At 62.6% G+C, this 18,897-nt stretch carries 14 protein-coding genes and 3 pseudogenes; 10 read left to right on the forward strand and 7 right to left on the reverse strand.

All coding sequences use genetic code 11. The features are described 5' to 3' along the window. Positions 1-2 precede the first annotated feature (2 nt). From QXZ85_RS28550 to QXZ85_RS28575, 6 genes and pseudogenes are all read left to right on the forward strand, one after another. Positions 3-668, forward strand: coding sequence for a hydrogenase-4 component E (locus QXZ85_RS28550; protein ID WP_315707198.1), 666 nt, complete (start codon positions 3-5; stop codon positions 666-668). Further along, entirely contained in the window at positions 665-2,116 is a 1,452-nt protein-coding gene (locus QXZ85_RS28555) for a hydrogenase 4 subunit F (RefSeq protein WP_315707197.1), read from the forward strand. Before QXZ85_RS28550 ends, QXZ85_RS28555 begins: the two co-directional genes overlap by 4 nt. Positions 2,117-2,121: 5 nt before the next feature. Further along, entirely contained in the window at positions 2,122-3,633 is a 1,512-nt protein-coding gene (locus QXZ85_RS28560) for a hydrogenase expression protein HypE (RefSeq protein WP_315707196.1), read from the forward strand. Positions 3,634-3,753: 120 nt separating this feature from the next. After that, a complete protein-coding gene (locus QXZ85_RS28565; RefSeq protein WP_315707195.1) occupies positions 3,754-4,293 on the forward strand; it encodes an NADH-quinone oxidoreductase subunit NuoB in 540 nt (179 codons plus the stop codon). Between the two features lie 144 nt (positions 4,294-4,437). Continuing rightward, a pseudogene (locus QXZ85_RS28570) lies at positions 4,438-5,407 on the forward strand (IS3 family transposase). A 17-nt stretch (positions 5,408-5,424) separates the two neighbouring features. Continuing rightward, positions 5,425-5,574 (forward strand): annotated as a pseudogene (locus QXZ85_RS28575) (cytochrome c); the annotation flags it as partial. Positions 5,575-5,617: 43 nt separating this feature from the next. On the opposite strand, the pseudogene QXZ85_RS28580 reads toward QXZ85_RS28575, so the two are convergent. The 4 genes and pseudogenes from QXZ85_RS28580 to QXZ85_RS28595 form a co-directional block, all read right to left on the reverse strand. Then, a pseudogene (locus QXZ85_RS28580) lies at positions 5,618-5,749 on the reverse strand (LLM class flavin-dependent oxidoreductase); the annotation flags it as partial. Between the two features lie 255 nt (positions 5,750-6,004). Continuing rightward, entirely contained in the window at positions 6,005-7,018 is a 1,014-nt protein-coding gene (gene galE, locus QXZ85_RS28585) for a UDP-glucose 4-epimerase GalE (protein ID WP_315703676.1), read from the reverse strand. 132 nt (positions 7,019-7,150) lie between these two features. After that, complete coding sequence (locus tag QXZ85_RS28590; RefSeq protein ID WP_315703675.1) at positions 7,151-8,455, reverse strand: alpha/beta hydrolase; 1,305 nt, start codon at positions 8,453-8,455, stop codon at positions 7,151-7,153. 48 nt (positions 8,456-8,503) lie between these two features. Beyond that, positions 8,504-9,352, reverse strand: a complete 849-nt coding sequence (locus QXZ85_RS28595) for an ABC transporter permease (protein ID WP_315703674.1) — start codon at positions 9,350-9,352, stop codon at positions 8,504-8,506. A 227-nt stretch (positions 9,353-9,579) separates the two neighbouring features. On the opposite strand from QXZ85_RS28595, the gene QXZ85_RS28600 reads away from it, so the two are divergent. Continuing rightward, positions 9,580-10,881 carry a hypothetical protein gene (locus QXZ85_RS28600; RefSeq protein WP_316175381.1) on the forward strand — a complete coding sequence of 434 codons (1,302 nt, stop codon included), beginning with the start codon at positions 9,580-9,582 and terminating at the stop codon, positions 10,879-10,881. Here the strand turns inward: QXZ85_RS28600 and QXZ85_RS28605 are convergent. Genes QXZ85_RS28605 through QXZ85_RS28615 form a run of 3 tightly spaced genes read right to left on the reverse strand, consistent with a single transcriptional unit; the run spans position 10,840 to position 16,069 of the window. Then, positions 10,840-12,852 (reverse strand): hypothetical protein, encoded by a 2,013-nt coding sequence (locus QXZ85_RS28605; protein ID WP_316175379.1) that lies wholly within the window; start codon positions 12,850-12,852, stop codon positions 10,840-10,842. The two genes, QXZ85_RS28600 and QXZ85_RS28605, sit on opposite strands and share 42 nt — an antisense overlap. A 2-nt stretch (positions 12,853-12,854) precedes the next feature. Beyond that, positions 12,855-13,745, reverse strand: a complete 891-nt coding sequence (locus QXZ85_RS28610) for a glycosyltransferase family 2 protein (RefSeq protein WP_315703671.1) — start codon at positions 13,743-13,745, stop codon at positions 12,855-12,857. Positions 13,746-13,771: 26 nt separating this feature from the next. After that, the gene (locus QXZ85_RS28615) at positions 13,772-16,069 is read right to left on the reverse strand and encodes a class I SAM-dependent methyltransferase (protein ID WP_316175377.1); all 2,298 of its coding nucleotides are present in this window, start codon (positions 16,067-16,069) and stop codon (positions 13,772-13,774) included. Positions 16,070-16,226: 157 nt separating this feature from the next. Between QXZ85_RS28615 and QXZ85_RS28620 the strand changes: the two genes are divergently transcribed. The 3 genes from QXZ85_RS28620 to QXZ85_RS28630 are packed head-to-tail and all read left to right on the forward strand — an operon-like array spanning position 16,227 to position 18,897. Beyond that, the gene (locus QXZ85_RS28620) at positions 16,227-17,366 is read left to right on the forward strand and encodes a hypothetical protein (protein ID WP_316175375.1); all 1,140 of its coding nucleotides are present in this window, start codon (positions 16,227-16,229) and stop codon (positions 17,364-17,366) included. Then, complete coding sequence (locus QXZ85_RS28625) at positions 17,363-18,562, forward strand: hypothetical protein (RefSeq protein WP_315768898.1); 1,200 nt, start codon at positions 17,363-17,365, stop codon at positions 18,560-18,562. The genes QXZ85_RS28620 and QXZ85_RS28625 overlap by 4 nt, the downstream gene beginning before the upstream one ends. Positions 18,563-18,615: 53 nt before the next feature. Continuing rightward, on the forward strand, positions 18,616-18,897 hold the full coding sequence (locus QXZ85_RS28630; RefSeq protein WP_315703667.1) for an acyl carrier protein: 282 nt from the start codon (positions 18,616-18,618) through the stop codon (positions 18,895-18,897).

The raw sequence follows: 18,897 nt of genomic DNA on the forward strand, positions 1-18,897 counted from the left end.
CAATGGCGCACGGACTGACATTCGATGTCGCGCACCTGCTGGCGGGGGGCTTGCTGCTGGTCAGCTTCCTGATGATCACGCAGCACAGGCTCTATTCGCTGCTGAACGCCTTTGCGCTCCAGGCACTTCTGCTGGCGATGTCGGTCGCCTGGCAGGCCAACGTCCAGCACGCGCCGCATCTCTATGTCACTGCTCTGATCGCGCTGGTCTTCAAGGCCGTGGTCGTGCCGGTCGGGCTGCATCGCATCATCCAGAGGCTCGGCATTCATCGCGAGATCGAAACCGTGATCGGTTCCGGAACGACCATGCTGGCCGGCATGGGACTGGTCGCGCTCTCGATGACGGTCATGCTGAAGGTCACCCCCACCGCCGATCCGCTCGCACGCGAGGACCTCGCCTTCGCGCTGTCGGTCGTGCTGCTCGGTCTGTTGATGATGGTGAGCCGGCGCAACGCCGTGAGCCAGGTGGTCGGCTTCATGTCGCTGGAGAACGGGCTGGTACTCGCCGGCACCGGCGCGCGCGGCATGCCGCTGGTCGTCGAGATCAGCGTCGCCTTCTCGATCCTGATCGCCTTCTTCGTGATCGGCGTCTTCCTGTTCCGAATCCGCGAGCGCTTCGACACCGTCGATGTGCAGGCGCTGGATCGTTTTCGCGGAGAGCGCCGATGACTTTCTCCGACAGCAGCGGCGTCATCTTCGTCCTCATCATCCCGGTCGTCTCGGCCGCGGTGCTGGCCCTGCTTCCCGACTATCGACTTTCGGCGCGCCTCAACGTGCTGGCGTCGGGGTCGACCTTCGTGGCGTCACTGTCGTTGTTCTTTGCCGATCGCAGCCAGGCTGGACATTATCTGTTCGTCGACGACCTCAACATCGCGTTCATCGTGCTCAACACCTTCGTCGGCTTCACCACCAGCGTGTTTTCGGCAAGCTATATCGGGCACGAGCTCGAGACCGGACGGCTGACGCCGGTACACCTGCGTTTTTACCACGCCATGTACCAAGTCATGATGGGCGGAATGAATCTCGCACTGACCGCCAACAATATCGGCCTGATGTGGGTCGGCATCGAGCTGGCGACGCTGACGACCGTGCTGATGGTCGGCATCTACCGCACCCATGAGGCGCTGGAAGCGGCCTGGAAGTATTTCATTCTCGGCAGCGTGGGCATCGGGCTCGCGCTGTTCGGCACCATCCTGGTCTACATGGCAGCGCTTCCCGTGGTGGGCGAAGGCATCAACGGCATGGTCTGGACGGTGCTGGTCGCGCGGGCCGCGCAATTCGATCCGGAGCTGATCAACGTCGCCTTCATCTTCCTGCTGCTCGGCTACGGCACCAAGGTGGGGCTGGCGCCGCTGCACGCCTGGCTGCCGGATGCGCATGCGGAAGGGCCGACGCCGATCTCCGCGGTGTTGTCGGGCCTCCTGCTCAACGTCGCACTCTATGCAGTGCTTCGCTTCAAGATCGTGCTGGCCGCCAATCCGAGTGCGGTGGCTCCCGGACAACTGATGGTGACACTCGGTCTGGTGTCGCTGGTGTTCGCCGCCTTCATGCTCTACCGGAGGCGCGACATCAAACGCCTGTTCGCCTATTCGTCGATCGAGCACATGGGCATCATCACTTTTGCCTTCGGGATGGGCGGCCCGGTCGCGAATTTTGCCGGTCTCCTGCACATGGCGATGCACAGCCTCACCAAATCGGGGATCTTCTTTGCCGTCGGCCATGTCGCGCAGATCAAGGGCACTCAGAAGATCGCCGACATCCGCGGCCTGACCGTGACCCACCCGGCGCTCGGCTGGAGTCTTGTGATCGGCGTGGTGGCCATCGCCGGATTGCCGCCGTTCGGCGTCTTCATGAGCGAATTCCTGGTCGTCAGCTCGACCTTCGCGCGCGAGCCGCTGCTTGCCATCCCGCTCGTGCTGGGCATCGTGCTCGCGCTCGGCGCGCTGTTCTACCATCTCAACGGCATCGCTTTTGGCGAGCCGACCGGAAGCACCGCGCCGTCGGATGCGTCCTACACGCCGATGATCCTGCATTTCGGTCTCGTGCTCATCGCCGGAATCTTCCTTCCGCCTACGCTGGTCACGTGGTTTCGGCACGTCGCCGATATTCTGGGGTGATTGCAATGAGCCTCGACGAAATCTTGCGAAAAGGCGAGCCTGCATCGAGCCACCGTCCCTGGCCGCGCGCCGTCGTCAGCGTCGCGACCTGGAACGAAGCGATCGCGGGACTTGCCGGCGGCGACTGGCAACTGCTGGGCCTTTGGGGCGAGGCGGATCGCGTTCACATGGCGCTGCTCGATGCGCCGAAGGCGGCGGTCGGCATCGTCACGCTCGATTGCCCGGAGCGCCGCTATCCGTCGGTGAGCCTGCATCACCCGCCGGCGCTTCGGCTGGAGCGGACCATCCGCGACATCCACGGCTTGCAGCCGGAGGCCTTGCCGGACCCTCGGGCTTGGCTCGATCACGGCAATTGGGACCTGCGGCATCCGTTGGCTGCGAAACCGGAGCCAACGCCGATCGACAAAGCCTATGCATTCCTTCCCGCCGAAGGCGACGGCCTGCACCAGATCCCGGTCGGCCCGGTCCATGCCGGCATCATCGAGCCTGGGCACTTCCGCTTTACCGCCAACGGCGAGACGGTGGTGCGGCTCGAACCCCGGCTTGGCTATGTGCACAAGGGCATCGAGGGCCTAATGGTGGGCGCGAACCTTGCGAAGGCGGCTCAGCTCGCGGCGCGCGCGTCCGGTGACAGCACGGTCGCTTACGGACTGGCCTTCGCGCGCGCGGTGGAAGCCGCGCTGGGGGCGGAAGCTCCGCCGCGAGCGAACCATCTGCGCGCGCTGATGGCAGAGCTGGAGCGTCTCGCCAATCACCTCGGTGATTTCGGCGCGATCTGCAACGACGCTTCCTTCACCCTGATGCTAGCCCATTGCGGCATATTGCGCGAGAAGGTGCTGCGGGCCGCGGGTGACGTTTTCGGCCACCGCTTGATGCGCGACCTGATCCTGCCCGGCGGAGCGGGTGCCGATATCAACCAGAATGGCGTCCATGCGATCCGATCGCTGGTGGGCGAGATCCAGGCCCGCTTCCCTGCCCTTGTCGAGCTCTACGACAACACTGCCTCGCTCCAGGATCGCACCGTCACAACGGGCACAGTGAAGCCAGATCTCGCCCGCCAATACGCGCCTGGCGGCTTCATCGGCCGCGCGTCAGGCCGCGCCTTCGACGCGCGCAAGCATCTTGCCTATGCACCCTATGACGAGCTCGCCTTCGAGGTTGCCGTGCTCGAGGCTGGCGACGTCAATGCGCGTGTGTGGATTCGCATTCGCGAGATCGAGCAAAGTCTAAGGCTCGTCATCCAATTGCTGGAACGGATGCCGCAAGGCGAAGTGCGGATCAATCTCCCCGTTGTCGGCCACGCTTGCGAGGGCATAGCGCTGGTGGAGGGTTTTCGCGGCGACATCCTGGTCTGGCTCAGGCTCAATGCCGACAACAGCATTGCGCGTTGCCATTTACGCGACCCCTCCTGGTTCCAATGGCCGCTGCTGGAGGCCGCGATCCAAGACAACATCGTTGCCGATTTCCCGCTCTGCAACAAATCGTTCAACTGCTCCTATGCGGGCCACGACCTCTAAAGCGCGATGAGATTGGGATGAATAGTCATCGCGCTTCGGGGTTATGTTTGAGCATGACCGCAAACGCGTTCCGCAAAGACGGCTGCGCACTTTTCCGGATCATGCTTTAAGGACATCCAGATGAGAAAACTGCTGTTCCAGAGTCTCGTGCAGATGCCGTTGACGGAGCCGGCGCCGTCGGCCGACGATCGGGCACTTGCAGAAGTGGGCGCTGCGCTGGAGCGGGCGGCCCGGCGGCGCCTTGGCCGGTCGCTGTCAATCCGCGAGGTCGATGCCGGCTCCTGCAACGGCTGCGAGCTGGAAATTCATGCGCTCAACAACTCTTATTACGATCTCGAACGCTTCGGCCTGCGCTTCGTCGCGTCACCGCGCCACGCGGACGTGCTGCTGGTGACCGGGCCGGTGACGAAGAACATGCGCATGGCGCTGGAGCGGACCTGCAACGCAACGCCCAATCCGAAGTGGGTCGTGGCCGTGGGCGACTGCGCCCGCGACGGCGGGTGCTTCGCCGGCAGCTATGCCGTGGTTGGGGGCGTGGGAGAGGTCGTGCCGGTCGATCTGCATGTCCCGGGGTGCCCGCCCGCTCCGCGCGAAATTCTCCGCGGGTTGTTGGCCCTTCTCGAACGCGTGGCTTCTGCGCCGACAGCCACCACGCCATAGCTATACCGATCGCATCCAGCCTGGCTGAGGCTGCCTGCTGGCACCGACACGAACATTGCGGATTGATCGTTGCAGATTTGACCTGCCCCTTAAAAAAAAATCCTCCAGATGGAGTTAGAGTCCGCCCTGACGAAGGACGGACAGATGAAGCGAAAGCGGTTTACGGAAGAGCAGATCATAGCGGTGCTGAAGGAGCACGAGGCTGGGGCGAAGACGGCGGACTTGGCCCGCAAGCACGGGATATCCGAGGCGACGTTCTACAATTGGAAGGCCAAATTCGGGGGCATGGACGTGTCCGAGGCCAAGCGCCTCAAGGTCCTTGAGGATGAGAATGCCAAGCTGAAGAAGCTTCTGGCCGAGCAGATGCTAGATGCGGCGGCATTGCGGGAGTTGCTCTCAAAAAAATGGTAGGGCCCGCTGCCAAGCGCGCCGCATCTACCGGCTCTATCGGGAGGAAGGGCTCACCGTGCGCAAGCGTCGTGCCCACCGCAAGGCCTGTGGTGTCCGCGTGCCGATCCTGGTGGAAGCCAAGCCGAACGCACGCTGGTCTCTGGACTTTGTGTCGGACCAGTTCGCAGGCGGACGGCGCTTCCGTATCCTCAACATCGTCGATGACGTCACCAAGGAGTGCCTGGGCGCGATCGCCGACACCTCGATCTCGGGCCGGCGGGTGGCGCGGGAGCTGACCTCGGTCGTCAGCAAGCGTGGCAAGCCGGGTTCGATCGTCTCGGACAACGGCACCGAGTTCACCTGCAACGCGATGCTGGCCTGGTGCAAGGACAACGCCATCGACTGGCACTTCATCGCGCCGGGCAAGCCGATCCAGAACGCGTTTGTCGAGAGCTTCAACGGCCGCATGCGCGACGAGTTCTTGAACGAGACGCTGTTCTTCGGCCTCGACGACGCCAGGCGCAAGCTCGCTTCTTGGGTCGCCGATTACAACGGCGAGCGGCCGCACTCCTCGCTGAAATACGACCCCCCGGTGCCTTACGCTGCCATCCTCACCGCAACGGGCGATCGGCTGCGCAACCCTGACCAGCTCCGCCGATCGCCCGTTGCTCCACCCGCGCCAGTCGGCGTACAACCCAACAGGACTCTAACCGCGGCTGGATGAAACTTCGGTGGCAGGTCAAGGTCTATTCGGTCACGGCGTATCTGCTGTTCCTGAACGGGATCGTGCCCGAGGACACGACTCTCGATGCTGCGTCCCTGGCAAAGGTCGAGATGCCGAACCGCAACGGCTTCACCCGGGATCCGCGGCCCGACGTGGCGCCGAAATGACGCTGGCCTGATCAGGGATTGGCCAGCGGAAATAGATTTCCAAACTGTCGAGCGACGCCTCTCCATCATATCCGCCCTTCGGCAGCCATTGCGTGGGGCTGAACGCGATCTCGAATCCCAGCTCGTCGGCCTTGCGCACGATCTCGGCATTGTAGTCGTAGGTCCAGGTCGAGCTCGATGGAAAGGTCGAAAGCCGGTCTTCGGAGAGCCTTCGGCAAATTGAGCATCGCCGCCAATGGCGCGCCATGCAGAACAAAACTGCGAACTCGTATGTTATTGAGATAACAATTATAACCAACACACGCGGAAACGAGCCCTTGCTCTCCCTGCAAGCCCTGAACACAACGACTTCGCAAGTTCGAGCCGCGTAGTTCGCGACTTTGACATGGCCGGCTGCCGGAAAGAAAGACGAAACGACGGCTCCCCTTGGTCAAAGCTCGCCGACCCGGCGAGGATGCGCCTTCGTATGCCATGCCCAGGCTGACCTGATGATCGTACGCAGGTCCGATCGCAATGGACGGAACTGGAGATCGTCGTTGGCAGCTGTGGGGTCCGCCACCAACGTGGAGGGGTCACCGGGGCGACGATCCTTCATCGTTGCGGGCGGCGCAGAACCGGTTTCACGCTCAATGGCGTGCAACACCTCTTTGACAGAATAACCCTTGCCAGTTCCGAGATTGAACGCTCGTCCGACAATTTTCCTTTCGTTTCTCATCAAGGCATGGATCGCCCTCACATGCGCATCTGCCAAATCGCTGACATGAATGTAGTCCCGGACTGCCGATCCATCGGGAGTGTCGTAATCATCCCCGTAGACGGCGAACTCATCCAGGTGCCCCTGCATGGCCATCAGCGCCCGCGGAATCAGATGAGTTTCGGGGTCCCGAAGTTCGCCGATAAGCCCGCAATCATCCGCCCCGCAAGCATTGAAATAGCGCAACCGAATCGCGTTGAATCCATATGAAGCCTCGAAGTCCCCGATGATCTGTTCCGCCATCCATTTCGATCTGCCGTATGGATTTACGGCACGACCTGCCTGGGCTTCTCTGATGGGCATCCCCGATACTTCGCCATAGACTGCACCGGTGCTCGAAAAAACAATGTTGGAGCATCCGGCCTTGCGCATGGAGTCGAGCAGCGTCAGCGTGCCGACCACGTTGTTACGATAATAAATGTGAGGATGCGATACAGACTCACCCACGAGGCTCGATGCCGCCAGATGAATAACGGCCTGGATCTCAAATTCCTTCAGCGCCGCAACGAGGCTCCGTTCGTCCAGGATGTCCCCTGTAACAAGAGGGCCCCAGTTCACAAACGATCGATGGCCGATTGTAAGGTTGTCGTAGCAGACAGGCTCAAATCCAGCTTCCTTAACTGCCTTGCAACAATGTGACCCGATGTATCCGGCTCCGCCCGTAACAAGAATCCGCCGCCCAGCACCCATGCAAGAACTCGCTTTCTTCAGCCGCAACCTTCCCGCGCCGCAACCTCAACCACTGCGATCAAATATCGACACGACACCTTTCGACCGATACCATGGGCTGTCGTTGTGGTCGACCGGCTTGCTCAATCCCGCTCATTCGGGTGAAGGCTTCCAACGTGCTGCAGTCGTCGTGGCGATCCATGCAAGGCAGCGATCCGGCCAGTTTGCGACCTCGCCGCCATGAATTCCAAGGCCAAAGCCATGGCCGCCGTGATCACAGATCATGGCCTCCACAGGCACGGTCGCGGCGCGCAGCGCCTCAAGGTAGACGAAGCTATTCTCTGGCTTGGCGACGGTGTCGTCCCGAGCGTGAACGACAAATGTCGGACAGACGTCTGGCGTGACGGCCCGCTCAAAGGAGTAACGTCCGGCCATGGCATCGGATGGAGACTTCCCGAGCAGGGCCTTGCGTGATCCAGCATGGGTAATGGCCCGATCCATTGAGATTACGGGGTAGACCAGGATGGCAAAGGCCGGCGATCCCGCCGACCGCGAGGCCCATGCCACCATATGCCCGCCGGCCGAGAAGCCCATGGCGCCGATCCGATCCGAGCGGATCCCCCACACCGTCGCATGGGCGCGCGTTACCGCCAGCGCTTCGTCGAGATCGGCCATCGGCAAAGGCGGGGCGGCGCCCCCCCGATCCGATTGCGGCAGCCGATATTTCAGGACAAGGCCGGCAATGCCCCGCGCAGCCAGCCAGCGCGCCACGTCATGACCTTCCTTATCGATGGTGACGCCGGCATAGCCGCCGCCCGGACAGATGACGATCGCCGTTCCGGTCGCGATCCGTCGCTCTGGGAGGAACACCGTCAAGGTCGGCCGGCCGACGAGGCGCACCGAGCGGTCGGGACGACTGACGCCACGCTCCTCGACCCGGTCGGCCATCGCCGACCCGCCGGACCCGGTGCCCAGCGCCAACTCGATCGGCAGCCGCCCGTCGCCCGTCGTCGTCCACGACGATCCCATCTGCAGGACCTCACGCAGGATATGCTCGACGCCCTCGATGGCAGGCAGCGCCAACGTCATGGCTGAAGATGTCTTGGCTGAAGACGCCGCTGCATCCAAGCCCACAGCGGCATAGCGGCCGCGAACCAGCCGCGCGAGGCGCGCAATGCCGGGTCGGGGACTGTCCGTCACGACGGGAATGCCGAACAGGACGCCCAAAATGGCGCCCCAGTTCGCACCGCGCGACGACGGCGCGTAGAGAGCCGCGGGCCGACGGCTACGCAACTGCCAAGCCAGCCGCATCAGGCCGGAGAACCGCGCGAGTCCGGCCGGCCAGAGTTCCGGCGCGAACCAAGTGGGATCGAGGCCGTTGCGCATGGTGGCGGCTCGCGCCAGCGATGCCGCGTCGGCATCGTCGAACAGAATTGCCAATCGGAACGGTGTCTTCATCGCCCCGGTCGAAGCGCTTGTTGTACTGTTCATCGCGTCCGCAGGCCGTCAGACCACGTCGGCGAAGCCGCGCTTCGTGCGCATGAAGAAAGCATAGCCAGCGACAGCGACAACGACGCCAGCGGCGAACATCGCGCCCAGCCTCCCCCATTTCGGCGCAAGCCCCAGTACGGCGACCTTGCGCGCATCATCGACCAGCGCGGCAATCGGATTGAGATCGAACAGCCATCGGAATTCCGAGGGGACACTGCTCAGCGAATAGAAGATCGCGCTGGCAAACATGAGCACTGTCAGCAACAATGGCACCATCGCGTTGAGATCCCTGACAAACACGCCGAGACTGGACAGCAGCCAGCTAAAGCCCAATGCAAAGCAGATCAATGGCGCGACCACGAGCGGAAGCAGCGCCGCCGTGGCCGGAACCGTACCGTGCGCCAGCAGGACGCCGCAGAAGAATGGGACGAAGCTGACGATCATCTGCACGAGCGCGGCCGCCACGGCCGACAGCGACAGGATCTCCAGCGGGAAAACCACCTTGGTGACGAAGTTAGGTTTCGAGACGATCAGAGCGGGCGAGCGTCCGACCGCCTCGGCGAAGAAATCGAATAGGATCAGCCCGCAGAACATCGAGAGCACGAAGTCCAGCTTGCCCGCGCCACCGCCGAGTTGCGGCTGCAGGATGAAGCCAAAGACGACCACATAGACCGTCAGCATACCCAGCGGCCGCAACAGCGACCAGATAACGCCCAGATACGAGCCGCGGTAGCGCGCCAGAATATCCCGCAAGGTGAACTGCCGAAGCAGCGTACCGTGCGCGACCAGTCTGCGCACGATTTCCCACGGCAACAGCAGTTGCGGCCAGGAAAAATGATCGCGCGATTGCTGCATGGCCGCCATGTTACGTCACCACCCGATGCGAAACTATAGGTATTAACAAGTTTGACAGTAGCGCCAAGCGAGTGCAAGCAAATAGCCGGATTCCGCACCGACAGCGACGACTCCGCATCTTCTCAGGCACAGCGCTCATGACAACCGGGCATCAGGATCGCTTTCCGCCGTGGGCTCTGGCGCTCTTGACCTTAGTCGGGTCCGCTCTGATCGCGCTGCCCTCGTTTCCCGGACGGATGAATGCCGATGCGCTCGACCTCTATGGCCAGGCACTCGGCGCCCCCCTTCACGACTGGCACGCTCCTCTCGTGGCCTGGCTGTGGAGAACGATCGGCGCCTCTCCGGCCCTGGTCGCGGGGCATACCACGCTGATCGTCTTTGCGATCGTTTACGCGGTCGTCCTCACCTTACGCGCCAATGGCCTTTCGTCGCCAGCGGCGTTGCTGGCCGCGTTCGGATTCGCGTTGTTCCCACCCGTACTCAACCACCTCGTTGCGGTCTCGAAGGACACCTGGGTGGCCGCGCTATTCGTCGCGACCTTCGCGATGTCCTCAGCGGCCGCGCCAGCCAGGCTCCTCCATACGCGCGCAGCCCTGATTGCGCTCGCGCCATCGATACGCCCGGAGACCGTTCTCCTGCTGCCGCTGTTCATTTGGGGCGAGTACGTCCTGGCCGGACGAAAATTGCTCCCGGCCGCCCGCTTCGCCGGGGTCTTGCTCCTCACCGCCGCCGCGCTAGGCCTGTTCGTCGCAAAAGTCGTCAAGCCTGAAGCCCGGCATGCCGAGGGCGGGATCTTTCTGTTCGACCTCGCCGGCATTTCGATCCGGACCGATCAGCTCTTGCTGACTCCCGCGAGCTTTCCCGCCAACGATCTTGCTGTGCTGCAGCGGCACTACTGGAGCGACAGCCTGTCTCCGATCGCATGGGCGAATCCCGAAAGTGAAATGGTGCGGTTCGTCGTCGGCGACGACTTGGCAGAACTGCGTCGCCGCTGGGAGAGCGCCGTTGTGGCCTATCCGCTCGCATATCTCGACACCCGCAGCGTCATCGTGCGCGAGTACCTGCGCGGGCATTGGACGTACCATCCCGGCATCGATTCAAATCCTCGTATTCACCTCTTTTGGCCGAAGGCGAACGGAATGGTGAATGCCTATCTCGATGCCGCGCCTCAATGGCTCTCCACCCATTGGCTGCCGATGATCGGAGCCGTCGTCCTTCTGGCGGCCATAGTGCGGCTGAAGCTGCATCGGCGTCGACCGGAGTGGATGGCCTATCTGGTCGTGGCTATCGCCTATCAGGTCATGCTGCTTCCCCTCATCGTCGTGCCGGATTATCGGTTCGGATATGCGGGCGTGATCCTGTTCTTCCTGATCCTTGGGTTGACGCAGCGCGATCTCGCGCTGATGGAACGAGCGCGGACTGTGGGCGATGACCATGGGACCAAGGCGGAGGGCGTCGCCGGCGGGCTGGCCGCGCCGGTGTCGACGTGCGCGGGATTACCGGGTCAGAAGCCAATAGACCGCGCGCTGCACCGGTGAGCCCCGACGATTGCGGCCGGCATGCCAATAATCGTGCCGGAGCACCCATCGAAACGACTGCGGTCGCGCCAGCATCCGCAGGCTGTGCGGATAGGCCAGCAGTCGTCTCGCGTATATGGCACCGAATCCTTCTCCGTGCGGGATATCGCCGACATATCGCGCCTCCGCTTCGGTCGGATACTGCAGGAAGCGCTTCAATTGCGCCGCCGCCGCGTCCTTGGACAAGGCCAGGTCCGGAAACCGGACCTTCAGCGCCAGATAATCGTCGACGAATTGCATCGCCCCTTGTTGCATGCGCACGATACTCTCGACCCTGTAGGGCTCGAGATCGGTGGACGCCCTAACCGGAAAATAGTTGCCGTCGGCGTCGCGCTCCATACGAACGATCGTGCCCTCCGTCGCCGAAAACAACAATTCGACGACTTCGACCCCCTCCCAGATCAGGCGGCGGTAGTCGTCCGGTTCGCCCCGCCGGAAAAGGTAGGCGTCGTGGGGATATTTCTCGTCGGGCAAAACGATCTCGTGCGCGAACCCATATGTGCCGAGATAGAGTCCGGTAATCTCCGGGCAATCCCCCCTCTCGCGCAGCATATCGGTGATCGACCGCTGCATCGTACCATGCCAACCGACGTCGATCAGGCCAACGCGGCGGCCCCCCACCAGACCGGAAGCGCTCAAATAGTCCAGCAGAACCTCACGTTCCTCGCGCGCGTTCTCGCAGATCGGTCCTGCAAGCCCGAGGAACAATTGTCGCAGGCGTCCATAGTCCGCTTCCGTCTTGACCTCGTGGTCGGGGCCGCTAAATCCAGCCGCACCGAAAGCTCCCTGATGTTTGCGCCAGTCGACGCCAGCGCGCTCGATGAATTGCGCCGCCGTAAGCACCGATGTCCCACCCGACAGGAACCGGATGACATCCTCATTGAGGTCCTTGATCGCCGCCACGTTAAGCGCACGCCTCGAACCATAAAGATAGTGAGTCTCTTTGACCGCTCCATCTGCCGCGGCGGCCAGCTTGTCATAGACCTGCTGCATAACGAGGCCTTCGCGGGCCAGGAAATACAGGGCGTCCAACTGGCGCGCCTTAGCCTGCTCAATCAACCATTCCGTGAAGCCGACAAACAGCGGACCGGCCGTTACATAGCCGAAATCCTCCCAAAAGCTCTCCTCGCGCGAGACCGGCACGGCGTCCCGCCTTGCATGGGTGATCCGGTTGGCGATCAGCCCCTGCGCGACCGACCTTGCCGCAGATACAGGCTCCGATGTCTTCCACACCTTCGAGACGCGGTGAGAGCTCATATACGCGTCCATGCAGCGCCGGTAATGCCACGTCGACATTCCATGCTTCCGTCCCATCTCGATGTCCGCGCGGATGTTGTCGCCGAGGTGCAGCCAGCGCTGACCTTCACCGGGCAGGCGCGCTCGCGCTTCGGCATGGAGCTCGCCGGTTGACTTTGTCTTCTTCGAGACCGACGAAACCAGCAAGGCTTCATAGCCGTCGTAGCCGGCATTCCGCAGCAGGTCGGCGATCACCTGCTCCGGAAGGTACGAATCGGAGATGAAGGCGATTCGCTTGCCGCGATCGCGGCACCAGCGATAGGCATCATGAATGAACGGATTGCGCCGGCAGACATCGAGCTCCGCCTCGATTTCCATTTGCGCAACGGCCTTAGCCAAATCCGAATCGATAGCCAGGGCCTCAGAAAGGGTGCCGTAGATTTCGTCCAACGTGACTTCCCGGGCACGCTGGTTTTGCCAGGCGCGTTCGCGCGCCAACCGCTCCGCATCGCGCCGCGCCGCCGCGAACTGTATTGAATCTGCGCCGAGCCTGCGGCGCACGGCCGGCTCCATCAACAGAAAGAGATCATCAGGCTCCGCCAGCGCGCGAAGAATCGACGTATCGAAGACGTCGAATGAAACGACGTCGGCATCATCAAGTCTGGATTGGAGTTCCGCGTCCATGTAGCTTTGCATGCTCAATCGTATTTTTTTCGACGAAAAACGCGGTGAAGAAAACCCTTGTCCTGGCGCCGTTTTCGAAGCCACGCCTCCAATAGAAACATCTGCCACGAAATATTGGCCAGGGTGCCGATCCCGGTGCGGCCGCTATTCAGTTCCTGACGAAGCCATTCGTTGCGGAGGAAGGCGCTGTAGTTCTCATGCTGGTGGCTCTGATCGACGACCGAGTTGCTGTATTCGACCGCGCCTGCCGGCAAACGATGGTGATAATAGGCCAGGCATTCGCACAGCACTCCGATCTCGAAGGATTGCAGGAATCGGACATTAAATTCCCAGTCACCCAGAACCGGAAGATCCTCCCGGAAGGGGCCGATCTTCGCCAGCGCATCTCTCCTGAACAGGAATGAGATCGGCGGGAACATGTTTTGCGCCAGCATGCGAAACAGATGCACCCCCTTCACCCAGGAATTGAAATCGTGTCGGAGCACGGTCTCGATCCGGTCCTCTCTTATGGTTTCGACGACTCTCTCCGTGTGGGTGATCACGCCGGCCAGTTTCGGAAACGTCGCATTCGCCTCCATATAGGCCACAGTCTTACTGAGGAAGTCCGGTCGCCATGCGTCATCATCGTCGTGAATAACGATATAGCGGCTGGATGACGCTTCAACGCCTTGATTTGACGCGGCTTCCATGCCGCGCGATGTATTGTTGTGGATGACGTGGCAACGACCTGCATAACGGCCCGCGCGCTGGGCGATCAGTCCGTCGACCGTGGCAGGATCGCCGCCGTCGTTGACCACGACGTGAATCCAATCCTCGAAGCTCTGGCCCAACACGCTGTCCAGGGCGCGCGGCAGCAGCAACGGACGGTTCCTGGTCCGCGTGATCACCGCAACAGTGTCATCCATCTGCCGATATCCCCCAATCCATCCCGTCAATCACCGTCGGAGCGGCGAACGATGCCGAACGCACGCAACCAGCCGGAAGGCTGCCGTCTTTCCAGCTCGCCGACGCGCTGCTTGAATCTCTCGCTTTCCTGCCACCAGCGGTCGGTCTGCCCCCTCTGCCATTGCAAGTCGATGGAGGCGCGGTAGCGGTCGACGAGCCATTCGCCGCGGTAGAGATAGCCGCGGATCTTGTCCGGCACGCCTTCCGCGAGCCCGGCGCGGTACCAGCGCTCGCCCTTGGGAAAGAGGATGCCGAGCCCCCACCGGTTCAGGAATTCGAAGTGCGGATGGCGCTGCTTGATCTCTGCCCAGAAGCGGGCGGACTCGTAACCCGATGACGACGCAATGTCGTGCATCAGGATGATTCCGTCCCGGGCAAGCTTCGGCAACCAGGTGGTGAAATCGCTGCGAACAGCGTCATAGGTGTGCAGGCCGTCGATATGCAGCAGATCGATCGAATCGTCGTCGAACGCTTCCGTCGCCTGGTCGAAGCGGGCGCGATGCAGCACAAAGCGATCGTCGGCGAACGAGGCGGCCATCGTCTTCGCGACCGTCTCGTACGCTTCGCCGCCATAGTGGCCGCAGTGCTCGTCGCCTTCCCACGTATCGATGCCGACGACCCGGCTCGGCAGATCGCGATCTTTGACCGACTGGCAGAAGGCAAAATAGGAGCAGCCGTAGTGAACGCCGAGTTCGACGATCAGGCGCGGCCGCGCAAAGCCGACCAGGTCGTACGCGAAGTCGCGGTGCCCCTGCCAGGGGGATATCGCAAGCTGGGGGTTCAGGACATCCGACTCGTAAGCTGGTTCGCTGACGACCCAGGCTGGTTGCTGCGACAGGTCGGCGGAGCGCGCGGGCTCGGCCATACGCCACCGGATTGATGGAGGCGCTGCCGAACCGGGGGCTGGCCGGGCCGCGGAACCGCCAAGCGGCGCGATGTCGAGCTTCGTTATGGGGTTGTTGAAGATGCCGTGGATCGCCCGACCAGGACTGATGGCGTTGAGCTTGACGACGCTATGAGCCCAGCATTGGACGACGTGCCGCAGCGGATCCGTCCCCTCGCCAATGCCGACCGTGAGGGTGTAGTCGCCCGGCTGGATTTCCGGCCAGACGAATTCGAGCCGCACCAGGTGTTCGCCGGGATCGAGTGCGACGAGGCCGCGGGCGAGGCTACAACTGTTCTCGCCGCAGATCTGATTGCCGAGACGGTCGCTGAGCAGATAGCCGACGATCACGTGCGTCGTCGTTGCGGCGCACCCCAGCAACAGGTCGACGCTGATCCGGTCCCCCGCCTGAACCGTACCGGCCGGAGCAAGATCAGGTTTGGTGACGGCGACCCGCCTGATCAGAACGTCCCCCGCCCCGCTCAATTGCGACGATTTGAGATCAATCCATGGCAGCCGCTTGACCCTGTCCGCGTCCATGTCCGCGCCCGGCGCAGAGCGCCTGCCGAGCGCCGCGGAGCCGGCGTCCGCCACGGAACGGTCGCGCCCGTCGGAGACGCGGTGCGACATCCTGATGTAGAAATCGACTGCATCCCTTGAGTTTCCGGCGAAGACGATTTCGCCTCGGTCGAGCACATAGGCGTATTCGGTCACGCTGCGAATCGCCTGGAGGTCGTGCGTGACGAAGACCTTGGTGACATCAGCCATCGCCTCCCTCATGTGGCGGATGCATTTCTGCTGGAAGAAGATGTCGCCGACGCTCAGCGCCTCGTCGACCAGCAGCACCTCCGGCTTGAGACAGGCGGAGGTGGCGAACGCCAGACGGACGATCATGCCGCTGGAATAGGTCTTGGTCGGTTGGTCGATGAAATCGCCGATGTCCGCAAACGCGGCGATTTCGTCGAATTTCGCGTCGGTCTGCCGCCGGCTCATACCGCGGATGGCCGCATTCAGATAGACGTTCTCACGCCCCGAAAAGTCCGGATCGAAGCCGCTGCCAAGCTCGAGCATGGCGGCAATGCTGCCGACGACGGCGATCTCGCCCTGACTCGGCGTCAGCGTCCCAGCGAGCAGCTGCAAGAGCGTGCTCTTGCCTGAACCATTGCGGCCGATGATACCGACGCTGGCGCCGCGCCGCACCTCGAGCGAGACGTCATGCAGGGCGTAGTAGTTGCGAACTGCGCCATGCGACAATCGCTCGCAGGTATCTCGCGCCGCGGCCGGCAGGAACGGCAGTTGGCCAAGTCGCCCGAGCAGCGGCCCATGTAGGCGCGCCGCCGGCGACGACCAGACCGTGTAGGCTTTGGAGACGTTCTCGACTTTGATGGCGGGTGATGGCATCTGCGCAGACTGCGGACGAAGGCCATGCCATCAAATATCAACGAGCAGGCTCTGGCAATTGCAACCTTGAAGAGGTCCGATATCTATCAATCCGGGGCGAAGAACGGTAGAGAAGAACGACAGAATCATTGAATACAATTCGTATCGGTATTCTTTCTTGATCTGGGACAACACATTGCCCCGCTGGGCGCCGCTTCTGCCAGCCAAGCTTCGCTTTCGGCAAATGCTGGCGGCGCATCACGGCGGACGGACGAAGGGCCAGTTCGTGGCTGTCCCGGAGGAACCGCCGCCCGACCCGCTCCGCGCGCCACTCCGCATTCACTTCTGGACACCCAATCCGTGGCCCAGTACCGCCATCCATGTCGATCGGGTCGTACCGGAGTTGCGCCGTCAAGTCGCAGCTCTCGGCCTGCCTTGGCAAATCGATGCCGGAGACCTCCCCGCCGCGCCGGTGGATTGGCTGCTCTGCCTCAAGGCCGTCCCGCCGCGTGGCCTGTGCTCACCGCATCGTACCGTCCTGCTGCAGCCCGACGACGCGGACCGGGTCTGGGCGGATCTCGACCGCTTCGCTCATGTCGTCTCGGTTTCCTCTCCGGTATTCGCATCGTTCTTAGGGACTGCCCATCCCCGCACCTGGTTCATTGAGGAGACCGAAACGGTCGATCTCATCGAAAGCGGTGGCGCCGCGCTCGACGCTGCGGCACCCTCGCAACGAGCGCCACTCTTGTTGTGGCATGGTACGCGGGAAAGCCTCGATGGTCTCGTCGCCCTGAAGGACGCGCTCGCTTCGCTGGGCCGCGACACCGATGCCGAACTCGTCATCCTCACGAACCTTCCGGAGCGGAACGAACAGTGGGGCGCTTTGCCGGTCCGCTACACCGCTTGGTCGCCCAAAGCGCTGTGCGCGCTGGCAGCCCAGGCCCGGCTGGGCATCGTCCCGGCGCGGCCGTCAGTTCCCGATTCTTATCTCAAGTCTGCCGGCCGCATGCGTGGCCTGTTCGCCCGGGGATGTCCGGCCATCGGCGACGCCCGGTCGCCGGATGTTGTCGCCTTCAGCGAGATCTGCGGCGTGCCGTCGGCGCAGACCGCGGATCAATGGCGCGACGCGATTCGGCAGATCTGGAACGACGATGTGCAGCTGGATCGCGTTGCGCGTCAGGGACATGCCCAGATGCGCGCACATTATAATACGGCTCGAACCGCGGCCCAGTGGCTTTGGTTCCTCGGCGGTGGCGCTGAAGGGCCCGACCGCCACGGCAGCCCCCCTCCCGCTGCCTTGCCCCGAGACCGCACATGACCGCAATCGGCGGGAACAGCCACTCCTCTTCCGCCGTGGTGCATCGCCGCACGACCTCGTCGCCGCTGACGGTCGAGCAGGTCCACACCCGCGCGCAACTGCACGATTTCATCGTCCTGCCGCGAGTGATCTACAACGGGATGCCGGGTTTCGTCGCTCCGCTCGACTACGAACGGCGGCAGATGCTCGATCCCCGCCACAACTCATTCTTCACGCACGGGCAGGCAGCCTATTGGATCGCCATGCGGAATGGTCGGCCGCAGGGACGCATCTCAGCCCAGATCGATCATGCTGCCGTCGGGCCGGAGGCGGCCGACATCGGACTGTTCGGCTGTCTCGACGCGATCGACGACGGCGACGTCGTCAACGCGCTGTTCGTGGCCGCGGAGGCTTGGCTGCGTCAGCAGCGGCGCAAGGTGGCTCGGGGACCATTCCTGCTGTCGATCAATGGCGAATCTGGCCTCCTCCTGGAAGGGCAACAGGAGCCGCCGATGACGCTGTTCCCATGGCATCCCGACTATCTCGATGGTCGCGTTCGCGACGCCGGATACGCGCTCGTCCGATCGTTGCTCTGCTTCCAGTACAATAGAATGGACGTCGGCACCGAGAGTCGTTTCGAACGATTCTCCTCCATGCGACGTCACGCCGGCATCACCACGCGCGACATTCACCTCGACGCCCTCGAGGCCGACATGGAGCTGGCGAGGCAGATCTTCAATGATGGTTGGCAGGACAATTGGGGCTTCACCCCGACCACGCAGTCCGATGTTCACGCACTGACTGCCCAGTTCAAGCCGATGCTGTTTTCCGACGCTGGATTCTTCATCGAGGTCGATGGCGAGCCCGCAGCCTTCATGCTGGCGATTCCCAATTTGTTCGATGTCGCCGCCGGGCTCGGGCCTGCCCCGAGCCTCGTCGGCTGGCTCAAGCTGTTGATCCGCATCAGACGCGCAAAATATCGTTCCTTCAGAATTGTGCTGCTCGGCATGGCCTCGAAATACCGCAGCAGCGCTCTCCGCGCGGCGATTGCGGCCGTCATGGTCGAGGAGCTCTGGAAGCGCGGATCGACGCTGGGCATCGACCGGGCAATAGCCGGGTGGGTTCTCGACGACAACCCTCTGGCGCAATCCCTGACGCGGATCGGATTGCGACAATCGCACACCTATGGAGTCTACGAGAAGAGCATTGTAGACTGACTTGAAATTGCTGCAACCAGGCAGCACAACCGGACACGCGATCGGAGGCACGATTGACTCAATCGAATGTGGAAAAGGCCGCTCTTACCGCCTCCCTGGCCGACCAGATCCTTGAAGTCATCATCAGCGAAGGGAAGATCGACCCGGCCAAGACGACCCCCGATGCGACGCTGGAGAGTCTCGAGATCCAATCCATCGACGTCGTCATGATCCTGATGGCGATCGAGGAGAAGTTCGGCGTCTATGTGCCGATCGACGGCGGCATCGCTGACGTCAAGGACCTGAGCGGATTCGTGCAACAGATCGAAGCCCGCATTCTGGTGGAGCGCAGCTGA

This window comes from Bradyrhizobium sp. SZCCHNGR1005, assembly GCF_032489995.1.
Classification (GTDB): domain Bacteria; phylum Pseudomonadota; class Alphaproteobacteria; order Rhizobiales; family Xanthobacteraceae; genus Bradyrhizobium.

Bases quoted from the DNA above. Each gene is read 5' to 3' on its own strand.
- QXZ85_RS28590 (WP_315703675.1), bottom strand. From the start codon at position 8,455: ATGAAGACACCGTTCCGATTGGCAATTCTGTTCGACGATGCCGACGCG.
- QXZ85_RS28560 (WP_315707196.1), top strand. From the start codon at position 2,122: ATGAGCCTCGACGAAATCTTGCGAAAAGGCGAGCCTGCATCGAGCCAC.
- QXZ85_RS28625 (WP_315768898.1), top strand. From the start codon at position 17,363: ATGACCGCAATCGGCGGGAACAGCCACTCCTCTTCCGCCGTGGTGCAT.
- QXZ85_RS28605 (WP_316175379.1), bottom strand. From the start codon at position 12,852: ATGCAAAGCTACATGGACGCGGAACTCCAATCCAGACTTGATGATGCC.
- QXZ85_RS28555 (WP_315707197.1), top strand. From the start codon at position 665: ATGACTTTCTCCGACAGCAGCGGCGTCATCTTCGTCCTCATCATCCCG.
- QXZ85_RS28600 (WP_316175381.1), top strand. From the start codon at position 9,580: ATGAATGCCGATGCGCTCGACCTCTATGGCCAGGCACTCGGCGCCCCC.
- QXZ85_RS28610 (WP_315703671.1), bottom strand. From the start codon at position 13,745: ATGGATGACACTGTTGCGGTGATCACGCGGACCAGGAACCGTCCGTTG.
- QXZ85_RS28550 (WP_315707198.1), top strand. From the start codon at position 3: ATGGCGCACGGACTGACATTCGATGTCGCGCACCTGCTGGCGGGGGGC.
- galE (WP_315703676.1), bottom strand. From the start codon at position 7,018: ATGGGTGCTGGGCGGCGGATTCTTGTTACGGGCGGAGCCGGATACATC.
- QXZ85_RS28615 (WP_316175377.1), bottom strand. From the start codon at position 16,069: ATGCCATCACCCGCCATCAAAGTCGAGAACGTCTCCAAAGCCTACACG.
- QXZ85_RS28595 (WP_315703674.1), bottom strand. From the start codon at position 9,352: ATGGCGGCCATGCAGCAATCGCGCGATCATTTTTCCTGGCCGCAACTG.
- QXZ85_RS28565 (WP_315707195.1), top strand. From the start codon at position 3,754: ATGAGAAAACTGCTGTTCCAGAGTCTCGTGCAGATGCCGTTGACGGAG.